The organism is Pseudorhodobacter sp. (assembly GCF_030452865.1).
GTDB lineage: Bacteria > Pseudomonadota > Alphaproteobacteria > Rhodobacterales > Rhodobacteraceae > Pseudorhodobacter.
Genome location: NZ_JAKDLJ010000535.1, coordinates 1 through 1,981, shown reverse-complemented (window position 1 = coordinate 1,981; position 1,981 = coordinate 1). Strand labels below are relative to the sequence as shown.

The window sequence follows — 1,981 nt, the reverse complement described above, 5'->3', positions numbered from 1 at the left end:
GATTGAACTGTTGCCGGTTCACAGCTTCATTGATGACCGGTTTCTGGTGTCGCGCCAAGGGGTATGGAGTGCATCTGTCAGCGTCGCCAGCGGTTTGGTCACCAGTGATTTCGGCACCGCAAAGGCGGAATCGCGCGCATCGAATGACAAATCGGCGCGCGCCGCCCCCACTTTATAGCCCATCAGCACATCCGACCAACGCACATCCCCGGAAAAGCGGCGAGCATAAGGGTCGATCAACAACTTGTTGGGGTTGAAACGATGCCCGACCTCTGGCGCATAGGGACCGTAGGCACGAAAGCCGTAGGCGGCATCCGTTCGCACCCCGGCGACCCGTAGATGCCAGATATCGCCCTCACGGTAGCGCATCGGCAGGCGCGCAAGCTCCCGCTTGCCATCGGGCGAGAACAGGCACAGATCTATCGCCGTGGCATGGGCTGAAAACACCGCGAAATCCACACCTTCGCCTGTGGCAATCGATCCCAGCCGATGCGGCTGGCCCGGCCCGGTGTCGAAGCGGCGGTTGCCGTCTGCCGTCATGCCGTCAAGCCTGCGTAAAGTGCGGCATACCGCGCAGCACTTTCGCCCCAATCCACCGATTGCCGCATCGCATTGCGTTGCATTTGCGCCCAAAGCTTCGGATCGGCGTAAAGGGCTGTCAAATGTTGCATGGCAACCGCGAAAGGGGCCACCTCGGTCGGATGAAAGGCAATCCCGGTCGCTATTCCGGCAGCAAGGGCTGCGGGATTGGCGGTGATCACGGTATCGGCCAAGCCACCCACCGCCGCCACAACCGGCAAGGTGCCGAAACGCAAACCGTAGAGCTGCGTCAAGCCGCACGGCTCAAACCGCGACGGCACCAGCACGGCGTCGCCACCGGCAAACATCCGGTGGCTCAACGCCTCATCATAGCCAATTCGCACCGCGACCCGGCCCGGAAACTGTTGCGCCAGCAATTGCATCTGCGCCTCCAGCGCCGCATCGCCGCTCCCCAACACCAGCACGCCACCACCCGCCGCGATGAATTCCGGGGTGACCGCAGGCACGAGGTCAATTCCCTTCTGATCGGTCAACCGGCTGACGATGATCGCCAGAGGTCCCGGCACCTCCAACCCGAACTCAGCACATATAGCCGCCCGCGCCTTAGCCTTGCCGCGCATCCGAGTCGCAGAATAGGGATGCTCCGCCACCTCCGGCGACCAGACCGCTTCATCCACCCCGTTCAAAATCCCGCTGACATCGGTGCCGCGCGCCGCAATCACCCCCTCCAGCCCCATGCCAAATTCCGGCCGACGCAATTCCCCGGCATAGTTCGGTGACACGGTTGTCACCCGGTCTGCCGTTACCAACCCGGCCTTCAAGGACGACACGCCGCCATAATATTCCAGAGCATCGGCATGAAACTCCGCCTCAGGCAAACGCAGCGCCGTCAGCCGTTCAGCGGGCGAGAACCCCTGAAAGGCGATATTGTGAACAGTGATGACCGATGGCACAGCACTGCCCCCATAGCGCAAATAGGCCGGGGCATAGCCCGCCTGCCAGTCATGCGCGTGCAAGACATCGGGCCGCCAGCCATCTGCCAGGCCATCACGCGCAATCGCGGCCCCTGCCCAACTGAGGCCCGCAAAGCGCAGGTCATTGTCGCGCCAATCGCCATCCGGCCCGGCATAAATCCCACCCTCGCGGTCAAACAGATGCGGCGCATCCAGCAGCAGAAACGCAGTCCCAGCCACCTCGCCCGATAAAACCGTCGCAGGCCCGCCAAACAAATCGCGCTCAGACCAGACCACCGGCCACCGCGCGGCTTGCTTTCGCAACGCAGGGTACGCCGGGATCAACACACGCATCTCCCAACCAACCGCCGCCAAAGCTGCCGGCAATGCCCCCACAACATCGGCCAAGCCACCGGTTTTCACCAGCGGTACAGCCTCTGACGCAACCGACAGCACCCGCCCCATTTCAACCCTCATTCATCTGTTCA

General features: G+C 62.7%; 2 protein-coding genes. Both read right to left on the bottom strand.

The features are described from left to right. Positions 1–18: 18 nt before the first annotated feature. Positions 19–540 carry a hypothetical protein gene (locus L0H65_RS19130; protein ID WP_301460780.1) on the bottom strand — a complete coding sequence of 174 codons (522 nt, stop codon included), beginning with the start codon at positions 538–540 and terminating at the stop codon, positions 19–21. Further along, complete coding sequence (gene glgA / locus L0H65_RS19125; protein ID WP_301460779.1) at positions 537–1,958, bottom strand: glycogen synthase GlgA; 1,422 nt, start codon at positions 1,956–1,958, stop codon at positions 537–539. Before glgA ends, L0H65_RS19130 begins: the two co-directional genes overlap by 4 nt. Positions 1,959–1,981 lie beyond the last annotated feature (23 nt).